Annotated in this window: 22 protein-coding genes and 1 tRNA gene; 20 read left to right on the forward strand and 3 right to left on the reverse strand. The window is 36.2% G+C overall.

What is annotated here, in order from left to right:
* The 13 genes from AQ616_RS03450 (at window position 1) to AQ616_RS03510 (ending at window position 12,395) form a co-directional block, all read left to right on the forward strand.
* Window positions 1-954, forward strand: coding sequence for a ribose-phosphate diphosphokinase (locus AQ616_RS03450; protein ID WP_017798816.1), 954 nt, complete (start codon window positions 1-3; stop codon window positions 952-954).
* Between the two features lie 133 nt (window positions 955-1,087).
* Window positions 1,088-1,723 (forward strand): 50S ribosomal protein L25/general stress protein Ctc, encoded by a 636-nt coding sequence (locus tag AQ616_RS03455; protein WP_069685066.1) that lies wholly within the window; start codon window positions 1,088-1,090, stop codon window positions 1,721-1,723.
* A gap of 254 nt (window positions 1,724-1,977) precedes the next feature.
* Window positions 1,978-2,541 (forward strand): aminoacyl-tRNA hydrolase, encoded by a 564-nt coding sequence (pth, locus tag AQ616_RS03460; protein ID WP_017798818.1) that lies wholly within the window; start codon window positions 1,978-1,980, stop codon window positions 2,539-2,541.
* A gap of 83 nt (window positions 2,542-2,624) precedes the next feature.
* On the forward strand, window positions 2,625-2,855 hold the full coding sequence (gene fin, locus AQ616_RS03465; RefSeq protein ID WP_017798819.1) for an anti-sigma-F factor Fin: 231 nt from the start codon (window positions 2,625-2,627) through the stop codon (window positions 2,853-2,855).
* Window positions 2,856-2,941: 86 nt separating this feature from the next.
* A complete protein-coding gene (gene mfd, locus AQ616_RS03470; protein ID WP_069685067.1) occupies window positions 2,942-6,463 on the forward strand; it encodes a transcription-repair coupling factor in 3,522 nt (1,173 codons plus the stop codon).
* Window positions 6,464-6,606: 143 nt separating this feature from the next.
* Window positions 6,607-7,140, forward strand: coding sequence for a stage V sporulation protein T (spoVT, locus tag AQ616_RS03475; protein WP_017798821.1), 534 nt, complete (start codon window positions 6,607-6,609; stop codon window positions 7,138-7,140).
* A 133-nt stretch (window positions 7,141-7,273) separates the two neighbouring features.
* Window positions 7,274-8,878 carry a putative polysaccharide biosynthesis protein gene (locus AQ616_RS03480; RefSeq protein WP_069685068.1) on the forward strand — a complete coding sequence of 535 codons (1,605 nt, stop codon included), beginning with the start codon at window positions 7,274-7,276 and terminating at the stop codon, window positions 8,876-8,878.
* Window positions 8,875-10,344 (forward strand): bifunctional methyltransferase/pyrophosphohydrolase YabN, encoded by a 1,470-nt coding sequence (yabN, locus tag AQ616_RS03485; RefSeq protein ID WP_017798823.1) that lies wholly within the window; start codon window positions 8,875-8,877, stop codon window positions 10,342-10,344. The genes AQ616_RS03480 and yabN overlap by 4 nt, the downstream gene beginning before the upstream one ends.
* Window positions 10,341-10,604, forward strand: coding sequence for an RNA-binding S4 domain-containing protein (locus AQ616_RS03490; RefSeq protein WP_017798824.1), 264 nt, complete (start codon window positions 10,341-10,343; stop codon window positions 10,602-10,604). Before yabN ends, AQ616_RS03490 begins: the two co-directional genes overlap by 4 nt.
* A 56-nt stretch (window positions 10,605-10,660) precedes the next feature.
* Window positions 10,661-10,963 carry a sporulation protein YabP gene (gene yabP / locus AQ616_RS03495; RefSeq protein ID WP_017798825.1) on the forward strand — a complete coding sequence of 101 codons (303 nt, stop codon included), beginning with the start codon at window positions 10,661-10,663 and terminating at the stop codon, window positions 10,961-10,963.
* Window positions 10,960-11,553: a spore cortex biosynthesis protein YabQ gene (yabQ, locus tag AQ616_RS03500; RefSeq protein ID WP_017798826.1), complete on the forward strand. Its 594-nt coding sequence runs from the start codon at window positions 10,960-10,962 to the stop codon at window positions 11,551-11,553. The genes yabP and yabQ overlap by 4 nt, the downstream gene beginning before the upstream one ends.
* A 5-nt stretch (window positions 11,554-11,558) precedes the next feature.
* Window positions 11,559-11,939 (forward strand): FtsB family cell division protein, encoded by a 381-nt coding sequence (locus AQ616_RS03505; protein ID WP_017798827.1) that lies wholly within the window; start codon window positions 11,559-11,561, stop codon window positions 11,937-11,939.
* Between the two features lie 69 nt (window positions 11,940-12,008).
* Complete coding sequence (locus AQ616_RS03510) at window positions 12,009-12,395, forward strand: S1 domain-containing RNA-binding protein (RefSeq protein WP_017798828.1); 387 nt, start codon at window positions 12,009-12,011, stop codon at window positions 12,393-12,395.
* Window positions 12,396-12,537: 142 nt separating this feature from the next.
* Here the strand turns inward: AQ616_RS03510 and AQ616_RS03515 are convergent.
* The 3 genes from AQ616_RS03515 to AQ616_RS03525 form a co-directional block, all read right to left on the reverse strand.
* Window positions 12,538-12,611, reverse strand: a tRNA-Met gene (locus AQ616_RS03515).
* Window positions 12,612-12,964: 353 nt separating this feature from the next.
* Complete coding sequence (locus AQ616_RS03520) at window positions 12,965-14,497, reverse strand: DHA2 family efflux MFS transporter permease subunit (protein ID WP_084822427.1); 1,533 nt, start codon at window positions 14,495-14,497, stop codon at window positions 12,965-12,967.
* The gene (locus tag AQ616_RS03525) at window positions 14,487-14,939 is read right to left on the reverse strand and encodes a MarR family winged helix-turn-helix transcriptional regulator (protein ID WP_069685069.1); all 453 of its coding nucleotides are present in this window, start codon (window positions 14,937-14,939) and stop codon (window positions 14,487-14,489) included. The genes AQ616_RS03520 and AQ616_RS03525 overlap by 11 nt, the downstream gene beginning before the upstream one ends.
* 324 nt (window positions 14,940-15,263) lie before the next feature.
* Between AQ616_RS03525 and AQ616_RS20030 the strand changes: the two genes are divergently transcribed.
* From AQ616_RS20030 to ftsH, 7 genes are all read left to right on the forward strand, one after another.
* Window positions 15,264-15,398, forward strand: coding sequence for a hypothetical protein (locus AQ616_RS20030; protein ID WP_017798831.1), 135 nt, complete (start codon window positions 15,264-15,266; stop codon window positions 15,396-15,398).
* A 1-nt stretch (window position 15,399) separates the two neighbouring features.
* Window positions 15,400-17,856 (forward strand): stage II sporulation protein E, encoded by a 2,457-nt coding sequence (gene spoIIE / locus AQ616_RS03530; RefSeq protein WP_069685070.1) that lies wholly within the window; start codon window positions 15,400-15,402, stop codon window positions 17,854-17,856.
* A 301-nt stretch (window positions 17,857-18,157) separates the two neighbouring features.
* Window positions 18,158-18,898, forward strand: coding sequence for a VWA domain-containing protein (locus tag AQ616_RS03535; RefSeq protein ID WP_017798833.1), 741 nt, complete (start codon window positions 18,158-18,160; stop codon window positions 18,896-18,898).
* On the forward strand, window positions 18,861-19,793 hold the full coding sequence (locus AQ616_RS03540; RefSeq protein WP_017798834.1) for a serine/threonine protein kinase: 933 nt from the start codon (window positions 18,861-18,863) through the stop codon (window positions 19,791-19,793). The genes AQ616_RS03535 and AQ616_RS03540 overlap by 38 nt, the downstream gene beginning before the upstream one ends.
* 58 nt (window positions 19,794-19,851) lie before the next feature.
* Window positions 19,852-21,252, forward strand: a complete 1,401-nt coding sequence (gene tilS, locus AQ616_RS03545; protein WP_069685071.1) for a tRNA lysidine(34) synthetase TilS — start codon at window positions 19,852-19,854, stop codon at window positions 21,250-21,252.
* Between the two features lie 11 nt (window positions 21,253-21,263).
* Window positions 21,264-21,818 carry a hypoxanthine phosphoribosyltransferase gene (gene hpt, locus AQ616_RS03550; RefSeq protein ID WP_017798836.1) on the forward strand — a complete coding sequence of 185 codons (555 nt, stop codon included), beginning with the start codon at window positions 21,264-21,266 and terminating at the stop codon, window positions 21,816-21,818.
* A gap of 174 nt (window positions 21,819-21,992) precedes the next feature.
* A complete protein-coding gene (gene ftsH, locus AQ616_RS03555) occupies window positions 21,993-24,020 on the forward strand; it encodes an ATP-dependent zinc metalloprotease FtsH (RefSeq protein WP_069685072.1) in 2,028 nt (675 codons plus the stop codon).
* Window position 24,021 lies beyond the last annotated feature (1 nt).

Below are 24,021 nucleotides of genomic sequence, written 5' to 3' on the forward strand. Positions count from 1 at the left end.
ATGACATCCAGTTATAAAGATTCGTCGTTAAAAGTTTTTTCATTAAATTCAAACCCTGAGTTAGCAAATGAAATTGCTACACATATAGGAACAAATTTAGGAAAATGTACGGTTTCAAAATTCAGTGATGGAGAAGTACAAATAAACCTTGAGGAAAGTGTTCGTGGCTGTGATGTATATGTAGTACAATCTACTTGTGCCCCTGTTAATCAGCATATTATGGAATTGTTAATTATGATTGATGCATTAAAGCGAGCTTCTGCAAAATCCATTAATATCGTAATGCCATACTATGGTTATGCACGACAAGATCGTAAAGCTCGTTCTAGAGAACCTATTGCGGCTAAATTAGTAGCTGATTTAATTGAAAAAGCAGGTGCAAATCGTGTGATTACATTAGATTTACATGCACCACAAATTCAAGGATTTTTTGATATACCTATTGATCACTTACAAGGTGTTCCAATTCTTTCGAGCTATTTTGAACAGAAAAATCTGGATGACGTTATTGTTGTCTCTCCAGACCATGGAGGAGTTACAAGAGCAAGAAAAATGGCAGACCGCTTAAAAGCACCAATTGGAATAATTGATAAACGTCGACCAAAACCAAATGTTGCGGAAATCATGAATATCATCGGGAATATTGAAGGGAAAACAGCGATATTAATTGATGATATTATTGACACTGCTGGTACCATTACGCTTGCAGCGAATGCCCTCATTGAGAACGGTGCAAAAGAAGTATATGCATGTTGTACACATCCTGTTTTATCTGGACCTGCGATCGAGCGCATCGATAACTCTAAAATTAAGGAACTAGTGATTACTGATAGTATTCCATTACCTGATGAAAAATTTAGTGCAAAAATTACAGCTTTATCGGTAGCTCCATTAATTGGTGAAGCGATTATTCGCGTTCATGAAATGCAATCCGTAAGTATCCTTTTTGATTAATGTTTAGTACGATCTGATTTCGGGTATTAATGATATTGACCGTTTTTTACAACCAAGATGAAGCATAAGTATTTAACAAAAAGAAAATATAAGTTATAACGAATGTTTTTAATAAACTTGGAGGGTGATTTTAATGGCAGTAAAATTAAACGCAACGAAAAGAGAAGATCTTACAAAATCAGCAACAAAACAAATTAGGTTAAGCGGAAGAGTACCAGCGGTTGTTTACGGTAAAGCAAAAGACCCTAAAAATGTTTCAGTTGATAGTGTTGAATTAGTAAAAACGGTTCGAGATGAAGGTCGAAATGCAATTATATCTCTACAAGTAGAGAATAATAGTGTTGATGTTATGCTTCATGACTACCAAATTGATCCGATTAAAGATGAATTACTACATGCAGACTTCTATATTGTGAATATGTCCGAAGAAATGGATGTAAATGTAGCGGTTCGTCTTGATGGGGAATCCAAAGGTGAAAAAGAGGGTGGCGTATTACAACAGCCATTCTATGAAATATTAGTTCGTGCAAAACCGAATGAAATTCCAGAAGAAATTGTTATCGATGTATCTGATTTGGATGTTGGTGATAGTATAATGGTATCTGATATTAAAGTAGTAGGTAACTATGAAATATTAGAAGATCCAGATACTTCTGTTGTTTCAATTACACCACCGACAACTGAAGAAGATCTAGAAACAGACGATGTAGATGAAAATGCAGAGCCGGAATTAGTAGGTGCTGAGAAAGACTCTACAGACGAAGAATAAGAAGATAAGTATTAAATAAAAATGTAATAATAATATAATGCAACTGAAAAATCCCCTTCTTTGTTAGGATAGAGTTATGCTTCTTGACAAGAAGGGTTGTTGTATTTGTATATGATAATAAAAGTACGAGTTCAAAAAGAAAAAACGACTAAGGTTAGGTAAGCTTACAGCTGTGATCGTATCCTCAGAGAATTTTGTACATTGAAGGTCTTATTTTTAGATTTTTAAACATCGACTAAAAAGGAAGAATATAAATGAAACTTATTGTTGGTCTAGGGAACCCTGGAAGAAAATATAAAAAAACGAGGCATAATATTGGCTTTTTTGTCATTGATGAATTATTACATCGTTATAAATGGAAGCTAAATAATTCAAAGTTTGAAGGGGATTACTCCATAGAATATATCGATGGAGAGAAAGTCATCCTATTACAACCTCAAACATTTATGAATCTCTCTGGTAAATCAATTGGTCCGTTAATGGACTATTTTGATATAGATATAGATGATGTATTAGTTATTTATGATGATTTAGATCTACCTACTGGAAAAATTAGACTTCGTCAAAAAGGTGGTCATGGTGGACATAATGGTGTACGCTCTACGATTGATCATTTAGGCACAAAAGATTTCAAGAGAGTTCGTTTAGGTATTGGACGACCAATGAATGCCACTCCAGTGATTGATTATGTGTTAGGTAAATTTCCAAAACAAGAGACTTCTGCAGTGACAGAGAGCGTGGAAAAAGCGGCTGATGCAATAGAGGCCTGGATAAAAGGCAAACCATTTTTAGAAGTCATGAATGATTTTAACCAGTAGAGCATAGCTTATCATATATTAAGTATATTCTAATTCAACCCGGTTAAACTGTTAGTAACAGATTGTTTAACTGGGGTGGTAAAATGACAATTTATTATGATTGTAGGCATTGTGGTCAACGAATTGGAAAACTAGATCAAAAGGAAATTGATGTATCTTTACTTGGATTTGATCAATTAACAAATAAAGATTTAACCGATATGATATATTATGATCAAGACGGTAATATGCGGGTGAAATCAATTTGTGAAAATTGTCAACGTACACTGGAACAGCATCCAAACTACCATGAATTAGATTTCTTTTTACAATAAGATATAAAGCAAATATTTTTAAGGGCCTTTGGTATAAACCAAGGCATTTTTGCGCTTTTACATACAGTTATAAGAGGGGACAAACGATGAAAGCTATTCATACATTTTTAAAATCAAAAGAAGATATTCATTCCATAGTTGAAGGAGTAACTAGTGGAATGAAAGAACAGATGATAGCAGGGTTAAGTGGTTCTGCTAGAAGTTTAGTAATTTCTGCTATTCATGAATCGATTTATCGACCTGTGTTAATTGTGACCCATCAGTTAGCTCAAGCACAGCAACTATATGATGATTTCGTTGAGCTAGTAGATGATGAACGTGTCTACCTTTATCCAGTCAATGAATTGATTGCTTCAGAAATTGCGATTGCAAGTCCGGAATTACGTGCACAGCGAATAGAGGCATTGACAGAATGGACACGCCATAAGTCAGGAATTTTGATTGCACCAGTAGCTGCCTTGAAGCGTATCCTTCCACCACAAAATTATTGGGATAATTATCAACTTCTATTTAAATTAGGTCATGATATTAAGATAGATCACTATATGAGTTCACTAGTAGACATGGGATATGAGCATGCCTCTATGGTTACCTCGCCGGGAGAATTCAGTAAACGTGGTGGAATTATTGATATTTATCCGATTACGGAAAAACACCCAATCCGTATTGAACTTTTTGATGAAGAAGTCGACTCCATTCGATACTTCGATGCAGAGTCTCAGCGTTCGCTGGATAGACTTGATGAAGTTAGTATCGGTCCAGCAAGTGAATTGTTATTAACGGATGAGGATTTATTAAAGACTTCCGAACAATTAGAAGAAGCATTAGCTACAACATTAAGAAAAATGAATAAACCAGAAGCAAAAGAACAATTGGTAGAGGTCATCGAACATGATATTTCGCGTTTTAAACAGTTAGAGCGTTTTCAAGAAATGTATAAATATATTGGATATCTGTACACAAATCCAGCTAGTTTATTAGATTATCTACCTAATAACGGTCTCGTTTTCTTTGATGAGATGAGTAGAATCGGTGAAACAGCAATAAATCTAGACCATGAGGAAGCAGAATGGTATGCCAGCCTATTAGAAGGAAATAAGATGGTGCAAAATAGTCGATTTTCATTTGGTTGGGATGAAGTCATGGAGGGCATGAATCAACAACGTATTTATATGTCTGTATTTATGCGTCATATTCCAAATACCAATCCTGAGAATGTTATTAATCTATCTTCTCGAACGATGCAGGAGTTTCATGGTCAGATGCATTTATTTAAAAATGAATTACAACGGTGGGATAAAGGTGATTACTCCGTCATAATACTTGCCGCAGATGAACAAAGAGCAGAAAAGGTTCATTCTATACTAGATGATTATGATATTGAGACACAAATAAGTAAGAAAGATCCGGTATTACCAGTTAAAATGCCTACTATTATTGTTGGAAATATCCAGTCTGGAACGGAATTTCCTATGCATAAGCTAGCGGTTGTTACGGAACAAGAGTTGTTTAAGAAGCGAATGAAGCATAAACGAAAACAACCAAAAGTATCGAATGCCGAGCGCATTAAAAGTTATCAGGAACTAAAAATAGGAGATTATGTTGTTCATGCCAATCACGGTGTGGGTAAGTATTTAGGTATAGAAACTTTAGAAGTAAGCAACTTGCATAAAGACTATATGTTAATCAAATATTCTGGTGATGATAAGTTATTTGTACCGATTGATCAGATTGATCTTGTTCAGAAATTTGTTGGATCAGAAGCAAAAGAACCAAAATTATACAAGCTCGGTGGATCAGAATGGACGAAAGTAAAACGAAAAGTACAATCGTCTGTTGAGGATATTGCTGATGATCTAATTAAACTATATGCGGAAAGGGAAGCGAAGCAAGGCTATGCTTTCTCGCCAGACTCTGAATTACAACATGAATTCGAAGCATCGTTCCCTTATCAGGAGACGGAAGATCAGTTACGTTGTATTCAAGAAATTAAAGAAGATATGGAAAAAGAACGTCCTATGGATCGATTGCTTTGTGGAGATGTTGGCTATGGAAAAACCGAAGTGGCAATTCGTGCTGCGTTCAAAGCAGTATCTGATGGGAAACAAGTGGCGATACTAGTGCCAACAACGATTTTAGCACAGCAGCACTATGAAACGATTCGAGAACGTTTTCAAGATTATCCTATCAATATAGGGTTATTGAGTCGTTTTCGTACCAAAAAACAACAAACAGAAACAACTAAAGGACTAAAGAGTGGAAATGTTGATGTAGTTGTCGGCACCCATAGAATTTTATCCAAAGACGTAGAGTATAAAGACTTAGGATTATTAATTGTGGATGAAGAGCAACGATTTGGTGTGAAGCATAAAGAAAAGATAAAACAATTGAAAACAAATGTAGACGTTCTTACATTAACTGCGACACCAATCCCGCGGACATTGCATATGTCGATGCTAGGGGTGCGGGATTTATCTGTTATTGAAACACCGCCAGAGAATCGTTTCCCTATTCAGACGTATGTAACGGAGTATAATCCTATTTTCATGAGAGAAGCGATCGAACGAGAAATGGGAAGAGGCGGCCAAGTCTTCTTCTTATACAATCGTGTGGAGAATATAGATAAGGTAGCTCGTGATTTAGGTATGCTTGTTCCAGATGCAAAAATTGCGGTTGCTCATGGACAAATGAACGAGTCTGAATTAGAGAATGTTATATTTAGTTTTCTAGAGGGAGAATTTGATATTCTCGTTAGTACGACCATCATTGAAACAGGGGTAGACATACCGAATGTAAATACGTTAATCGTCAATCATGCCGATTACATGGGATTAAGTCAGCTCTATCAATTACGTGGTCGAGTAGGAAGGTCGAATCGTGTAGCATATGCATACTTTACGTATCAAAAAGATAAAGTACTTACAGAAGTCGCGGAAAAGCGCCTGCAAGCAATTAAGGAATTTACAGAGCTTGGATCTGGTTTTAAAATTGCAATGCGTGATTTATCCATACGTGGCACCGGGAATTTATTAGGGTCACAACAACATGGATTTATTGATTCTGTTGGTTTTGATATGTATTCTCAAATGCTGAAAGATGCAATAGATGCACGAAAAGCAGGAAAAGAACTTGAAGAAATCAAACCATTTGAACCAGAACTCTCATTGAAATTAGATGCTTACATTCCAGATGAGTATCTAGAGGATGAAAAACAAAAAATTGAAATCTATAAACAGTTTCAAACACTGGATAGTGAAGAAGCGATTGGTGATCTAAAAGATGAATTAATTGATCGGTTTGGTGATTATCCGCAGGAAGTAGAACATTTATTTACCGTAAGTGAAATGAAAATGTATGCGAAAATACAGCGTGTAGAGTCAATTTTAGAGACACCTAAAAAGATAGAAATGCTTGTCGATGAATCACGTAGCCAAGAAATCGATGGATCAAAGCTATTTGCTTTAGCAAATGAGTATGGGAGAGATATTGGACTTGGCACAGATAATAAAAAGTTAAAAATTGGAATTAAGTGGAGTAAAGATTCAAAATTTAAGCGATATGATACGGTTACAAGCTTTATAAAACAGCTAGATAAAACAAATCGATAAAAATTTTATTTGGAATGTATAGTTATTACTGGATGATTTATACTAAAACCACAGCTGGTGATTGTTTCGTGTTTTTCCAAAAATTAATTATGAGGAAATACATGTGGACCAGAATCATCATTTAGAAAGCGAGGCTACTTAGAATGAAAGCAACAGGAATTGTACGTCGAATTGATGATCTGGGGAGAGTTGTGGTTCCTAAAGAGATCAGAAGAACCTTACGTATACGAGAAGGGGATCCACTAGAGATTTTTGTTGACCGAGAAGGGGAGGTTATTCTAAAAAAATATTCCCCAATCAATGAATTAGGACATTTTGCTAAAGAATATGCAGAAGCATTATTTCAATCTCTTCAGACTCCGGTAATGATTACTGATCGCGATGATGTTATTGCAGTTGCTGGGGAATCCAAAAAAGAATACTTGAATAAACCGATAAGCAATGTAATAGCAGATACTATTGAAGGTCGTTCACAAGTATTTGAGGTAGATTCGAAATCAATTGAAATTATTGATGGACAAGAACAACAATTGCAATCGTATTGTATTCATCCCGTCATTGCGAATGGAGATCCTATCGGCTGTGTAATGATTTTTTCAAAAGAAGAAAAGCTAAGCAAAATAGAGCAAAAAGCAGCAGAGACGGCATCAACATTTTTAGCAAAACAAATGGAATAGACATAAGTACCTCAGGAATTTTCCCCTGAGGTTTTCTTATGCCCTGTGATATATTCACAACCTTTATATCATCTAAGCCGATTATGAAATATGTTATAATTAGAGAAATTCATTGAAGTAAAGGAAATACATTATGAAAGAGAATGATACCAATAGATTGGTAAAAGGAGCATTATGGTTAAGTATTGCCGGATTGCTTAGTAAAATACTTAGCGCTGGTTACCGTATTCCCTTACAGAATCTAACAGGGGATATGGGCTTTTATATATATCAGCAAATTTATCCACTACTAGGTATAGCAACGATGCTTGCATTGTATGGATTTCCATCCGCTATTTCAGCAGTGACTTCCAGAGAACTTTCACAAGAAAAACGATTAACATGGAATTCCTTCTATGCACCGATATTAGCCATATTATGTATATTTCATTTCTTGCTAGCAGCTGTAATATGGATTAGTGCACCATTATTGGCAGAAACAATAAATGAAGCTTCACTTATATGGTCCTATCGGTTAACCGCAATTGTATTTTTATTTATTCCTGTTGTTGCTCTTTTTCGAGGAGTACTTCAAGGAATGTATCAAATGATACCAACTGCTGTATCACAAATTGGAGAGCAATTAGTAAGAGTGGGTATTATCATTAGTGCAGCGTGTTTGGTTGCTTTTTCGTCCTATTCCATCGATTGGATAGGAATGGCGGCAGTATATGCGACATTTTTTGGAATTTGTATGGCTACAATAATTTTATTGGTTTTCTATGTTAAGGAGAGAAATCAACTACAATCTTTCCCGAAAAATAGTGACAATAGCTTTTCTATTAAACCTTTTATATCAACTGTGCTAATTCTTGGAATTGTTGCTGCAATGAATCATATGACGCTATTGTTTATTCAATTAGCAGATGCTATCACCTTCGTACCACAGCTATTAGAGTTTGGTTGGGGAAATATAGAGGCCAAAGAGTTAAAGGGTGTATTCGATCGGGGACAGCCACTGATACAGCTTGTCACCGTCTTAGGCTCATCGATTGCATTAACGATTCTCCCGATGATTAGTGAAAAAAAATTAAAAACGGAAAAATTACATGTATATACATATGTACGAACGGCATTTCTAACTGGTTTTTACATTGTAATTGGAGCTGTTATTGGATTACTATTATTATTGCCTGAAATAAATCGGCTTCTATTTCAAAATGAACAGGGGAGCATAGAACTACGTGTTCTTATGTTATCGGTTGTCTTTGCTACATTGGCCATTATAGGATCAACCGTTTTACAAGGGTTTGGGTATATTAAACGTACTGCACTATTTATTGCAATTACCTTTTTTATTAAATGGATAGGGAACCAGTTATTGATTCCAAATCTAGGAATGATGGGGGCTGCTATTGCGACGGTATGCAGTCTGTTATGTTTGTTTTTATTAATTATGATGGAAATACGACGTAAACTACCAGAATTACACATCTCTCGCTCTATACAATGGAAAAGTATATTTGTTGCAGCGGGTATCCTTACTTTTTATGTGTGTATTTGGAAGCTTTTTATTCCAGAAATATGGTTGGGTTCTCGATTGTTTTTATTAATATATTTGATGGCTGTTTGCTTTAGTGGTGGTATCATATACTTTATATTTATTTTACGTATGCAAGGATTTACGAAACATCAATTACAATTATTACCCAAATCGACATTATTACTACGGTTAGCGGAAAAGAGGAATAAATTATGAGCAAAATAGAAATCATTGGACTGGGCGCTGGGAATTTGGATCAGTTACCTTTTGGTATGTATAAAAAGCTCATTCAAGCTTCAGGTCCTGTCCTAACAAGAACAATTGAACATCCGGTTATAACCGAATTACAAACAGAAGAAGTGAAGTTTGTTTCTTTTGATCATTTATATGAAGAAGAAGAAACATTTTCAATTGTTTATGAACGGATTGTAACGGAATTAATTCACCAGGCAAAAAAAGACAATGAAACCATTCTTTATGCGGTTCCGGGACATCCGATGTTGGCAGAAAAAACAACGCAGCTTTTATTAGCACAGACGGAGGTAGAAGTAAGTATTTTAGGTGGACAGAGCTATTTGGATGATTTATTTACTGCAATGAAGATTGATCCGATAGATGGATTTCAATTTGTGGACGGGACGGATTTACACCGCGATCAATTAAACTTAAAAAACCATCTGTTTATTTGCCAAGTGTACGACGCATTTATCGCCTCTGAAGTAAAATTAACGTTATTAGAAGACTTGCCTGCTGATTTTGAAGTATATATCGTAGAAGCGGCAGGAAGCATAAATGAGCAGATAGTGAAAGTAACACTAGAAGAGTTAGATCAAAAAATGTGGACGAGTAATCTAATCTCAGTTTATGTCCCTCCGGTCCCAGATGAATTACTTCGTCATACATTTAATCATTTCCGTCAAGTTATGAAGACACTACGAGGTCCAAATGGTTGTCCATGGGATAAGAAACAAACACACGAATCCTTACGTTATCATACTATTGAAGAGGTGTATGAGTTAATCGATGCCATTGATGCAGAAGATGACGATAATATTATGGAGGAGCTTGGAGATTTATTGATGCACGTGTTGCTCCATAGTCAAATCGGAGAGGACAATGGTTACTTCTCTATCGAGGATGTTATACTGTCGATTACCAATAAGATGATTCATCGTCATCCTCACGTGTTTTCCAATCAAAATGTACAAGATGCCAATGAAGTAGAGAAGAACTGGGAAGAATTGAAAAAGGAAGAAAAAGGCCATCAACGAGCATTACTTTTAGATGGTATTCCAAACCACCTACCTTCTCTATCAACGGCATATAAAATACAGAAAACAGCAGCGAAAGTTGGATTTGAGTGGGAAGACGTCGGGGGAGTTTGGGACAAACTTTATGAGGAAATTGAAGAAGTGAAAGAAGCAGTTCGAGAAAAGAATTTAGACGAAGTGGAAGATGAAATAGGGGATGTCCTATTTGTTATGGCGAATCTAGCTAGATATTACAACGTACATCCAGAGATCGCGTTAAATCGTGCCAACAATAAATTCAAATATCGTTTTGGTTATATTGAAGACAAATTATTAGAGAATAATCGTACATTCGAAAACACTTCTCTTGAGCAAATGGATGATTACTGGAATGAAGCGAAAAAGGTGAAAAAAGAGGAGGAAAATAAATGAGACTAGACAAATTTTTGAAAATATCTCGCGTAATTAAACGGAGAACTCTAGCAAAAGAAGTTGCTGAGCAAGGTAGAATCTCAGTAAATGGCAACACAGCAAAAGCTTCTACAAAACTATCCGAAGGGGACGAGTTAGCAATACGTTTCGGACAAAAGATAGTTCACGTACGTGTGAATTCATTACGTGAAATTGTACGAAAAGAAGAAGCAGAGACATTATATACAATTATAAAAGAAGAAAAGATTGATGATAAATAGAGTTCTATACTTGTCCCTCCAATCATAGAGTAATAATGATAAGGAGGGTATTTAATATGAACTACTATGAACCGAAAGAAACAATAAATCGTGTCCAGACTGAACATTCCGTCAAGATAAATAATCGAAAAGACCTCGAGATTACCGGTGTAAAGGAAGTCGATAGCTTTGATAATGAGGAGTTTCTGCTAGAGACGGTTATGGGCTACTTAATCGTGCGTGGCCAGAACTTACAACTAAAAAACTTGGATGTAACGGAAGGTGTTGTAACGATTAAAGGGAAAATTTATGAACTTTCCTATGTGGATGAACAGCAACAGGAGAAAGCTAAAGGTTTCTTTAGCAAGTTGTTCCGATGACACTTAGTGTGCAGTTTATCACGATGATATCCATGGTTTTAAGTGGATTTTATTTGGGTATTATACAACAGACATTTCGAAGATTAACGACATATTGGCGAGATAATGCTTTTCTAACTTATTTTTTGGAGATAGGCTTCTGGCTGACGCAGGCAGGGGTCATCTTTTATGTACTTTACCGTGTAAACGCTGGAGAAGTACGATTGTATGTGTTGCTTGCTTGTTTACTTGGCTTTTCTATATATCAAGTGTTTGCGAAAAAACCATATATTCGAATTTTAGAAGTTATTATTCGTATTGTCAGCTCCATATATCATTTTATTCGCCGTTTATTGGATAAACTGCTGCTAACACCTTTTAAGTGGATAATTACCCTTATTTATCGTATGATAAAAACAATCTTTGGTTGGACAATTACTCTACTCTTGTTTATATTAAATGTGATTTTAGCACCATTTATTTGGATTGGAAAAGGAATCTATAAAATAATTCCAGATTCTTTTAAAAAATTTTTAAAGAAAATAGAAGGATTTTATAGTAAAATAAAGAATATATGCTATAGGTGGTTACAGTTATTTCGAAGGAGGTAATAGCTTTGGCGAACAGAAAGAAAAATGTAACTAGATTAGATTCCAATTATATGCAGCAACACGATGTGTACATAGAAAGACAAAAACGAAAAAAACAACGTTTGGTTCGTCGTCTGGTATTATTTGGTGTAGTCATTGCTATTGCATTTGGAAGTATGACTGCTTATCATGTTAATCAACGTGCTACACAATCGGACAAGTTGGAAGAGTACCAGCAATTAGAAGAAGAACTTGTCCAATTAAAAAATCAGGAATCCAATTTGGAAAAAGAAATTAAGTTATTACAGGATGAAGATTATGTGCTAGATATTGCACGGACTAATTATTTCTTCTCTAAAGAGGGAGAAAAAATCTTTAAGTTACCTGATGAGGATCCGTCTTATTGACACTTTTCGTTCTGATTAATATACTATATGAGAAGTACATTTAATCTTTTAAGGAGGAGCATTTTTTTTATGTCAATCGAAGTAGGCAGCAAGCTGCAAGGGAAAGTAACTGGAATCACTAATTTTGGAGCCTTTGTTGAGTTAGAAAAAGGAAAAACTGGGTTAGTTCATATTAGTGAGGTTGCTGACAACTATGTAAAAGATATTAATGAACATTTAACTGTTGGTGATGAAGTGAAAGTTAAAGTTATTAATGTCGAAAAAGATGGCAAGATTGGTCTATCTATAAAAAAGGCGAAGGATCGTCCTGTTCGCCAACAAAAGAATACCAAAGAGCGTACAGAGAATTTTGAATCGAAAATGAGTCGTTTCTTAAAAGACTCAGAGGATCGTTTAGCCTCTTTGAAGAAGCACACCGAATCTAAACGCGGGGGTCGAGGTGCTAGAAGAGGATAGCAGTTGCTGTCTATGATAATGCTCTAATATAAATGAAAGCAGACACATCCATTGGATGCAGTCTGCTTTTTTGGTTTTTAAAGATAGTCATATATAAAAAAGCTCGTCCTGCTATTATGCAAAACGAGCTTCTTGTTTATGATAGCGGCGGAGGGGATCGAACCCACGACCTCACGGGTATGAACCGTACGCTCTCGCCAGCTGAGCTACACCGCCATTTAAACCAACAAAAAATATCATACAACAGTAAAGGACATGTGTCAATAGAAAATAAAAGATTATAGAAATAAGTACATCTATATGATAACGTGGCTGTCCTAATTCAGTTAGAGTACTTACTTCTTTTACTTTGCATGTAATGAGGTTGGGACAAAAATTACACAAATCCGAATGAATGGCCATTATATTTCTCACGTTTATTCTATCTATTATTCGTCTTTTGACTAAAATCTTTGTTAAGTCCCACCCTCTAAATTTAACGATGAGACTAAACCAAGAAAACTGTTTGTTCAACTAGCACAGGGGAGAGAAAGAAAATTTTCAACTAAATGAAGCTTCTCTTTCATAAATTATCTTCCAACTGAATTTGTTCCACTCGCTACGCTTCTAAACGGGCGCTTGCGCTTTTGTTCTGTAGACACAGTTTCTTCAGATTCTTCAGGCGGATATCTTCTCTTTATAAAGAAAGAAAGTATAAATCCTAAAATAGCAAAAATTGTAGCAATCATAAATGAGTCATTAATTCCTTCAATAGTTGCTAAGTTCTCGATCACTTGTAAATGTTCTTCTGATACAACTGTTTGCGTCATTTCGTCCATATGCTTAACCGTTTGGCTACTCATTACAGTTACTAAAAATGCAGTACCAATCGCACCGGACATTTGCCGTAACGTGTTAGCCATTGCGGTTCCATGTGAATATAAACGCTGTGGTAACTGATTTAACCCTGCTGTCATAATTGGCATCATAATCATTGAGATACCTACCATTCGGAGACTATAGACGAACATTAAATAATAATACCCGGTCTCATTCGATAAATCAGAAAATAGAAAAGTAGTTATGGCAGTTATACCTAGACCAGTAATCGCTAACGGCCGAGCGCCAATCCGATCAAATAATTTACCGGTAATCGGAGACATGATTGCTGAAATCAACGCCCCAGGTAATAACATTAATCCCGATGCCAACGGAGAAAACCCTCGTAAGTTTTGTAAATAAATAGGCACCAGAATCATCGCTGCAAACATTGACATGGTTATAACAACACTAATGACGGTTGTTAGCGAAAACATACTATATTTAAACACTCGAAATTCGAGTATAGGAGTCTTTAGTTTCAATTGCATTCGAATAAAGAACACCATTACAATTGCTCCTATAATTAATGGGGCAATGACTTCTACATGCTTCCAGCCCATTTCCCCCGCCAAGCTAAACCCAAGGAGTAATCCACCAAATGCGACGGTAGACATTAATATCGAAACATAATTTACCTTTGGGTTTGATTGCTTCGTTACATTCCGTAAAAAGAAAAATGCCAAGATGATGTCGATAATGGCAATTGGGAGAACGATAAAGAATAATATGCGCCAAGAATAATTTTGAACCACAAGTCCCGATAATGTTGGACCAATAGCAGGTGCAAACATCATAGCAAGTCCGATATATCCCATCGCAGATCCACGTTTATTGACAGGGAAAAGACTTAAAATTACATTCATTAGCAAAGGCATCATTATTCCTGCTCCAGCCGCTTGAATGACGCGACCGAATAATAGTGAAGGATAACCAAAGGCTAAACCACAAACGAGTGTACCTAAGGAAAATAGTGACATTGCTGTTAGGAATAATTGTCTTGTGGTAAACTTCTCCATTAAAAAAGCTGTAATTGGAATGAGAATTCCATTCACAAGCATAAAGATAGTCGTTAATGATTGTGCCTGATTGGCAGACATATTCATATCCACAATCATGACAGGTAATGCAACATTTAATAATGTTTGATTAAGAATAGCGATGAATGCACCGATTACCATGACAAAAATAATTGGTATCTTTGGTAAGTTGGTTGCATCTAGATACATAGATCTATCCTTCATGTTGATCACTCCTCTCCACCGCCAATTTTTCTTTTATCAATTGATGGAGGCGAAATAAACTTTCTGTATCTTCGTCACTAACTTCAGATAACTTATGAAGTCTTGCATGGAAGAGTTTTTTACCTTCTGCTTCTTTCTTTTTACCTTCTTCCGTTAAATTAAGATTAATGGCACGTCTATCCGATGTGGATTGTTCTCGTTTAATAAAAGAGGCCTTTACTAATCTGTCAACGGTGCTGCTGACGGTACTCTTATTAATATTCATTTTTTCCGCAAGTTGTTGAAGACTTATGTTAGGTTGCTCGGATATATATTTCATCGTCTGAAGCTGTACGACAGTTATACCCAGATCATTGGCATGATGCCACATTTGTTTATAAAAAAATCGATTCACTTCTCGAAAGGAGTGAATGATTTTAGTAATTTTTTCTTCATCATTCATTTCTTAAAACTCCTTAGACTACAGAAATGTTCATGTGCGAACTATTTTGGTCACTGATAAATACTATAGGGTAGATTTAAATGGATTGCAAGAGAAATATTTCGTATTACGAACCTTTTTCTGCCTCTAATTTAAATTAACGTACTTCTTCCTTTTTAATTTCTACAAACGATACGACTTTCGGCAAATTACTTCATATATAAGCATGTTTTCAAATACGTCTATGATGAAAACTATGAATGGAGGTAGAATAGCGATACGGTGATGTTTTTGTGAAGAAATTATTTAAAATTCATACGGGAGACATAGGACGATATCCACACATTGCCATCATGGATTGTGTTGAAAGATGCTTCTTATATGGAAAACCGTCGAACGATTTTTGGTTGGGCCTATGTAATTTTGACAAAAAAAGAAGGCATCATGTGGTTTACTAGTTTGAAAGATAGGAGTGGATAACATGATAGGATCAATTCCAAGGGCGGAATCGGGAACGATAGGTTTTGAGAAGTCGGGGAAAAAAGGAAAGATACGTCAAAAGATACAATCGAAGGCGAAACGATTGTTAATAGACAAAGGATGGATCTTTTATTTAACAGGGTTTTTACTTGGACGAGCAGTAATTCTATCCGCTGTATCACCATTTGCGGTAGCTTTTATTGCCACAATATGGCTTGTCCATCGAGATAAAAGTCTAAAATCGATGATTGCAGTGTTTCTTGGAGCACTAAGTTATCATTTTGAGCATGCGATGTTCATCGCGTTAGCATTTTTAGTATTTATTTTAATAGGATCGCTAACGAAGAATATGAAGAATCAACAATTGGTTTTACCTGTAGTCGTATTTCTGTCTACAATACTTTCTCGAATCTTCTTCTACTCATTAAGTAACACGGTAACCTCCTATGAATGGGCCCTTTTAGCGATAGAGGGAGTATTAGGAGCAGTTCTTGTTATTATCTTTATGCAAAGCATTCCTCTTTTATCACCAAAACGATATAAACCAGCATTAAAAAATGAGGAGATTGTATGCTTAATTATATTAATTGCCTCCGTTTTAACAGGGTTTATTGGATGGCAAATTTATGGAGCTTCAGTAGAACAAATATTTTCGCGATACTTTGTATTAATTTTTTCATTTATTGGTGGAGCTGCAATTGGATCTACAGTAGGAGTTGTTGCAGGATTAATATTATCTCTCGCAAATGTTGCCAATCTCTATCAAATGAGTTTACTGGCTTTTTCAGGATTGCTAGGAGGATTGCTAAAGGAAGGAAAAAAACTAGGAACGGCAATTGGTTTGTTAGTGGGTACTTGCTTGATAGGAATTTACGGGAATTCTGTGGCATTAGTTCCTTCTTTAATGGAGTCTTGCATAGCTATCGGCTTGTTTTTATTAACACCAGCTAGCTGGTTTAATCATATAGCCAGATATATTCCAGGAACAGAAGCATATACGAATGAACAAGAACAATATTTACAAAAAGTAAGGAATGTTACCGCGAAACGTGTGGAGCAGTTTTCAGATGTATTTCGTGCGTTATCAAAAAGTTTTTCAGTTACAGACCCTACGGTTAATGATGAACAACAGGAAGCTCGTCGCGATACGGATTACTTTTTAAGTCAGGTTACAGAGAAAACTTGTCAAGGATGCTTTATGAAGGATCGTTGCTGGCAAAAGGAATTCGATCAAACCTATTCTTTAATGGAAGAAATGAAAGAAGATGTTACGTCTGGTAAAGATCCTAACCGAAAAGTGATGCGGAAATTTGAGAATCATTGCGTTAAATCCCGGAAGGTTGTAGATGCAATGAAAGAAGAAATGAGCTTCTATGAAGCAAATCATAAACTACGGCAGCAAGTCACAGAAAGTAAGCGGCTTGTAGCAGACCAGCTGCAAGGGGTATCAGATGTGATGGAGGATTTTGCTAAAGAGATTGTAAAAGAAAGGCAACATCATGAACTCCAAGAAGCACAAGTTATCGCTGCTTTAAAGCATATAGGAATAGAATTAACACGATTAGATATTTATCAATTGGAAAAAGGGGATGTCGATATTGAATTAACAGCAAGTTTCGGAGAATATCGCGGAGAAGGAGAGAAATTAATTGCTCCGATATTATCTGATATACTTCATGAAATTATTGTTGTTAAGCAAGAAGATATCTCTCCGTTCCCACATGGATACAGTCATTTTACGTTTGGTTCAGCAAAAGAATTTGCCATTGAAACAGGTGCGGCAAATGCTGCAAAAGGAGGCGGTTTAGTTTCGGGAGATAGCTTTACAACGATTGAGTTAGGGGCTGGTAAATTTGCGATGGCAATAAGTGACGGTATGGGCAATGGCAAGCGGGCACGAGAAGAAAGTATGGAAACACTTCGATTACTTCAGCAAATTCTGCAATCTGGCATTAAGGAAAAAGTAGCGATTAAATCGATAAATTCTATTTTATCGCTTCGAACGACAGAAGAAATGTTTGCTACATTAGATTTAGCAGTGATTGACCTACATGATGCATACGCGCAATTTGTAAAGATTGGCTCTACACCGAGTTTTATTCGGCGTGGCGCTAATATGTTTAAAATAGAAGCGAGTAATTTACCGATTGGTATTATTAAAGAGTTTGATGTAGAAATTGTGAAAGAGCAATTACTTCCCGATGATTTATTAATTATGATGAGTGATGGAATATTTGATGGGCCACAACATGTAGAAAATATCGATATTTGGTTAAAGCGAAAAATTAAAGAGATGGACACAGATGATCCACAAGAAATTGCGGACTTGTTATTGGAAGAAGTAATTAGAACAAGATCAGGAGAAATTATAGATGATATGACCGTGCTTGTTGCGAAAGTGAAGAAAAACACCCCGCAATGGACAAGCATACCAATCTATGAAAGCAATGTTTTATAAAGTGAGTCAATATCATAATTGTTATAAAAAACGAATAATTGTCAGATTTAAATGAAGGACGGCTTCTCCTGCGGAAAGAGGCCGTTTGCAACGGAAATCCAATAGTGCAACAGTCTTATACAGGCTGTTACCGCCTATTAAACATATATACTGTTTGAATTTGGTTTGCCAATGAATTGTTCACCGAAGTAAACCGATGTAAATTGTGCAAGGATAGTTAATCTCCCTTACCACGAATAAATGTATAGTTTTTGATGTACTTGGCGAAGATGGTAGTGGAAAAAGAGGGAGGTAAAGGTCATTGAAAAGCGGTACACTTAAACAAATTTTATTATTAACAGATGGTTGCTCGAATAAAGGTGAAGATCCATCGGCAGTAGCAGCTTTAGCTAGTCAGCAGGGAATCACGGTAAATGTTATTGGTATTCTAGATGATGATCAATCAGAAAGCCCGGACGGTCTTCAAGAGGTAGAAGATATTGCACTTTCTGGAGGTGGTGTCAGTCAAATTGTCTATAGCGAAAATCTATCGCAAACCGTGCAGATGGTAACACGCCAAGCAATGACACAGACATTACAAGGATTTGTTAATAAAGAACTTCGCCAAATATTAGGTGATCAACAATCCATGGAAGATTTAGATCCTGAGAAACGTGGAGAAATTATGGAGGTTGTAGAAGACCTTGGTGAAACAAGTGATTTAGAGGTAGTAGTTTTAGTAGATACAAGTGCAAGTATGCGAGATAAATTACAGACAGTAAAAGAGGCATTAATGGATCTCTCCATTAGTTTAAATTCACGGGTTGGTAGAAACCGATTTTGTATATACAGTTTTCCTGGAAAACGAAAAGATATTGATCTAATCCTAGATTGGTCACCAAAGCTAGATTCAATATCAAGTGTATTCCCAAAGTTATCCAGTGGAGGTATTACTCCAACCGGTCCTGCTATTCGTGCAGCAATGTATCAGTTTAGTAAGAAAAACTTACTAAGGAGTTTGAAGCGTGAAGATGAATACGGCATCGAAGAATCCGGATATTAATTTACGTCCACAACAACAAATAAGAGGCAAGTGGCATCACAAAAACTATACCGTTATTCGCAAACTTGGGGCAGGAGCAATCGGAAGCGTATATCTATGTGACTATCTTGGGAAACCAGTAGCTTTGAAAATAAGTGAAAAAGGTTCTTCGATGACAGTAGAAGTTAATGTATTAAAGTCATTGGAAAAGGTCCAGGGATATCGCCTTGGACCTTCTTTATTGGACGTTGATGATTGGATGTCGACTAGTGGGAGACTCTACTCATTCTATGTAATGGAATATATCAGAGGAGAATCTCTAAGTAGCTTTGTCCGTGCGAAAGGAAAAGCCTGGATTGGTGTATTTATGTTACAGTTGCTAGAGGACTTAGAGAAGTTACATGAGTCAGGCTGGGTGTTTGGTGACTTGAAAACGGATAATTTAATGGTATCATCGACGCCTCCCCGTGTACGTTGGGTAGATGTCGGTGGTACGACAAAGGTAGGAAGATCAATAAAAGAATATACCGAGTTTTATGATCGTGGATATTGGGGTATGGGTACTAGAAAAGCAGAACCAAGTTATGATCTTTTTGCATTAACGATGGTATTTTTAAATATATATTATCCACGGCGATTTGATCGGGTAAAAGATTCTTCTGAAAAATTGTTAATGAAAAAACTCGATCAAGTGAGTGATTTAACTCTATATCGCCCCCTACTGCAAAAGGCACTTCGAGGTAAATATACGACAAGCACTGCTATGAAAAAAGATCTTATGTCGTTAATGCAACAGAAACAAAAACGAAAGCACTATCACCAACGAAGTAAAAAACCATCAAACTATTTACTTATTGAGTCAATTAGTATAGGTTGTATTGCGACTGTCTATTATTTGCTGTCTCTACTTTTATAGTAAAAAGAGGTATGATAGGATATAGACGATATTTTAGTGAAGCGGTGGGTTAAAATCGATGAAACAATCTATTCTTTCCTTTATTCAAAAACATCAATTACTACAAGAAGGCTCAAAAATTATTGTTGGGGTATCGGGTGGTTCTGATTCAATGGCACTACTGCATTTTTTAAAAGATTTGCAAGAGAAATGGAGTTTGGAGGTTATTGCGTTAACCATTGACCATCAATTACGTGGTGAAGATTCAACAGCCGATCAGAAATTTGTAAAACAATGGTGTCTACAATCAGATTTAAAGTGTATTGCTCATCAAGTGGATGTTGGTGAATATCAGCGTCAATACCAAGTTAGTGAAGAGCTTGCCGCACGTAGATTAAGATATGATATTTATGCTGCGGAGATGAAGAAACAAGGTGCTGACTATATTGCACTAGGACATCATGGAGATGATCAAGTAGAAACCTTATTCATGCGGTTAACACGTGTGGCTACTTCAAATGCTTTTGAAGGTATTCCAGTAAAGCGTTCCTTTGCAAATGGTCAACTTATTCGTCCTTTTCTCTGTGTAAACAAACAAATGATTTTACACTATGTTAAAGAAAATGAAATTCCTTTTCGTGAAGACCAAACAAATAAAGATAATAGATTTACAAGGAATTACTATCGTAATGAGATTATCCCGCTTCTTAAAAAGAATAATGAGCGCTTATTTGTAACAGCACAACGATTGAGTGAAACGTTAGGGGAAGATGAGAAATACTTGGCCGAACAAGCAAGAAAAATGGTGGAAGAGGTAATCGAACGGGATACAAATTCCACTAAAATTAGTTTCGTTAATCAAGCATTTATAGAACGTCCCCACGCTTTACAAAGACGTGCCTATCATCTAATATTAAACTATCTGTATGATACATTACCTAAGGATTTATCTCATATTCATGAAGAGAAATTTTTTGCATTAATAGAACGACAAGAGGGTAATACTTATATAGATTTCCCTTTATCATTACGTGTAGAAAATTCCTATGGCAAAATTCATCTATATTTTTCAAATCAACTTCCTCGTCAATTTGCATTTCACTTACCATTGCAAGTCCCTGATCGAGTGGAATTGCCAGATGGTGCTCAGATTACTTCTGAGTTGGTTGATGCTAAAACAGACAAAATAAGCCGCAATAATATTATTATTCCAATTGATTCTGTAGCATTGCCATTACATATACGAACGCGAAAACCAGGTGATCGAATGACGTGGGATGGCTTAAAAGGTACGAAAAAATTAAAAGATATTTGGATTGACGCAAAAATCCCAGCAAATGAGAGGGATAAGTGGCCTATCGTTACGGATGATAATGATAAGATTATCTGGTTAATAGGACTTAGAAAAGCGTTTGGTTCTAATCAATTTTGCCAGGGTGGAGAACAGATAAAACTTAGCTATCATAAAGGGACTATTTAGGAGGATGAATCATGCTTCAAGACAATATTCATGGTGATATTCAAGACATTTTAATAACAGAAGAACAAATTCAGGAGAAATGCAAAGAACTAGGAGCAACACTTTCTGAAGAGTATGATGGTAAGTTCCCGCTTGCTATTGGCGTTTTAAAAGGTGCTATGCCTTTTATGTCAGATATTCTTCGCTACGCAGAGATCCATTTAGAAATGGATTTTATGGACGTTTCTAGTTATGATGGCGGGACGACTTCAACCGGTGAAGTAAAAATCTTAAAAGATTTAAACACGAAAGTCGAAGGTCGAGATTTAATAATAGTGGAGGATATAATAGATAGTGGCTTAACGTTAAGTTACTTAGTAGATCTATTTAAATACCGTAAAGCAAATTCCATAAAAATCGTGACATTATTAGATAAACCGTCCGGAAGAAACGCAGCGATAAAAGCCGATATGGTAGGATTTGAAGTACCTGATGAATTTGTAGTTGGATATGGCCTAGATTACGCTGAAAAATATCGGAATTTACCATATATCGGTATACTTAAACCCGAAGTATATGGTGGATAATAATTTTAATTAATTAAAACAGGTTGGGTAAAATAGATAAGATATAGTAATTCTTTAATATGGCTAATAAATAATTGGAAAAAATTAACCTAAAAAGGTTATATCATTTGTATTAAAACTTTTTCGTATGATACGATGAACTATAGTTTTTCCCCATCTGGGAGGAGGTAGGCAATGAGTCAGGTATTTCGTAATGTCTTATTTTGGTTGCTCATATTCTTTGTAATTGTTGGAGTTGTTTCAGCAATCAACAATCAAGGCGAAGAAAGAGAACAATATGATGTACAGCAATTTATAAGTGCTTTAAATAATGGTGAAATCGAAGAACTCGTATTTCAGCCATCACATGGCATTATTCGTCTAACAGGGACATTAACTGATGGAGAGACAGAATTTGTCGCTCAAGTTCCTGATAATAATGACCTCGTGTCACAAATTACTAATACAGCTAGAGAACAAAGCCAATTAACCGTTATGGAAGAAGAACAGCCAAGTCCATGGCTTACATTCCTAACTGGAATTATTCCGTTCTTATTAATCGGTTTATTCTTCTTATTTATACTTAGCCAAGCACAAGGAGGCGGCGGTGGCGGCCGTGTAATGAACTTCGGTAAGAGTAAAGCAAAAATGTACTCTGAAGATAAGAAAAAGGTTCGCTTTAAGGATGTAGCTGGTGCCGATGAAGAAAAACAAGAGCTTGTTGAAGTAGTTGAGTTCTTAAAAGATCCACGTAAATTTTCACAAGTTGGTGCGCGCATACCTAAAGGTGTACTTCTAGTAGGACCACCTGGTACAGGTAAAACGTTACTTGCACGTGCGGTTGCTGGAGAAGCTGGAACACCTTTCTTCTCTATTAGTGGTTCGGACTTTGTGGAAATGTTTGTTGGGGTAGGTGCTTCTCGTGTACGTGACCTATTTGAAAATGCGAAAAAGAATGCTCCATGTATTATTTTTATCGATGAAATTGATGCTGTAGGGCGTCAACGTGGTGCAGGCCTTGGTGGTGGTCACGATGAACGCGAACAAACCCTTAACCAATTACTTGTTGAAATGGACGGATTTGGAGCAAATGAAGGTATTATCATTATTGCAGCTACAAACCGTGCAGATATTTTAGACCCTGCATTATTACGTCCAGGACGTTTTGACAGACAAATTATGGTTGATCGACCTGATGTGAAAGGCCGTGAAGCTGTACTAGGTGTACATGCGCAAAACAAACCACTAGATGCAAATGTAGATTTAAAAACAATCGCAATGCGTACTCCTGGTTTCTCTGGTGCAGATTTAGAGAACTTACTTAACGAAGCTGCTTTAATTGCAGCTCGTGATGATCGTAAGAAAGTCAATCAGTTAGATATTGATGAGGCAATCGATCGAGTTATTGCTGGGCCAGCGAAGAAGAGCCGAGTTATTTCTAAAAAAGAGAGAAATATTGTTGCATATCATGAGAGTGGTCATACGGTTATAGGTATGGTGCTTGATGATGCGGATGTCGTGCATAAAGTGACCATTGTTCCACGTGGTCAAGCCGGTGGTTATGCTGTAATGCTACCTCGTGAAGATCGGTATTTCATGACAAAACCAGAGCTCTTTGACAAGATTACTGGGTTACTCGGTGGACGAGTAGCAGAAGAAATTATCTTTGGAGAAGTAAGTACAGGAGCCTCTAATGACTTCCAGCGTGCTACAAATATTGCTCATAAGATGATTACAGAATATGGTATGAGTGACAAAATCGGACCATTGCAATTTAGCAGTGGCGGTGGAGGAAACGTCTTCTTAGGACGTGATATCCAAAATGAACAGACTTATTCTGATGCAATCGCACATGAAATTGATAAAGAAATGCAGGAGTTTATTAATTACTGCTATGATCGTGCGAAAACAATTCTTACAGAGAACAAAGATAAGTTAGAATTGATTGCAAAGACCTTATTAGAGGTTGAAACTTTAGACGCAAAACAAATTAAATCTTTATTTGAAGAAGGAATATTACCAGAACCAGATGAGGAATCAGATGAGTTGAAGGTAAATATTAATTCGAAAGAAGATGAAGATAAAAAAGGTATTTCCTATGAAGAAGCAAAACAAAAGCTTGAGGAAGAAGAAAAATCGGAACGAGAATCATTAGATCCCGAAAAAAATTCCAGTGATGAAGCGCAGGATGATTCTTCAGAAGATCAAAATCCTAAAAATTAAT

The organism is Oceanobacillus sp. E9, assembly GCF_001741975.1.
Lineage (GTDB): Bacteria > Bacillota > Bacilli > Bacillales > Amphibacillaceae > Oceanobacillus > Oceanobacillus kimchii.